This is a genomic window from Ventosimonas gracilis (assembly GCF_001580025.1).
Lineage (GTDB): Bacteria > Pseudomonadota > Gammaproteobacteria > Pseudomonadales > Pseudomonadaceae > Ventosimonas > Ventosimonas gracilis.
Genome location: NZ_LSZO01000028.1, coordinates 1 through 405, shown reverse-complemented (window position 1 = coordinate 405; position 405 = coordinate 1). Strand labels below are relative to the sequence as shown.

The window sequence follows — 405 nt, the reverse complement described above, 5'->3', positions numbered from 1 at the left end:
AGGCGCGCGGCACATCGTAGGCGCAAGCCCATCCGGCGCATGGGCAGGCAAAGCCCATCAACTGGCACGCTTTGAAAACAACCACTGGACCTTTACCGCCGTGCGCCTTGTCCTCTGCGAGGCCGACAAAAAACTGCACGGACGCTTTAACAGCGGCTGGGAAGCCCTCACATGATCGTAAAAAACGCACTCACCCAAATCATCCGCCCCGCACTCGCCGAACTTTCGCCCCCACTGCAAGGCGCGGGGGCTGAAGTCATGCTACTGGCGATTGGCCTGCAAGAAAGCCGCCTGATCCACCGCAAACAAATCCAAGGCCCTGCACGCGGCCTCTGGCAATTTGAACGCGCAGGCGTGCAAGGCGTGCTCACGCATCCGGCCAGCCGCGCACTTGCCGCCGATCTT

Annotated in this window: 1 protein-coding gene and 1 pseudogene; both read left to right on the top strand. The window is 61.5% G+C overall.

Annotation, left to right across the window (positions count from 1 at the left end; translation table 11 throughout):
* Window positions 1–13: 13 nt before the first annotated feature.
* Entirely contained in the window at window positions 14–175 is a 162-nt protein-coding gene (locus AXE65_RS14370) for a DUF2793 domain-containing protein (RefSeq protein ID WP_369126231.1), read from the top strand.
* Window positions 172–405: pseudogene (locus AXE65_RS01615) on the top strand (hypothetical protein); the annotation flags it as partial. The gene AXE65_RS14370 and the pseudogene AXE65_RS01615, both read left to right, overlap by 4 nt.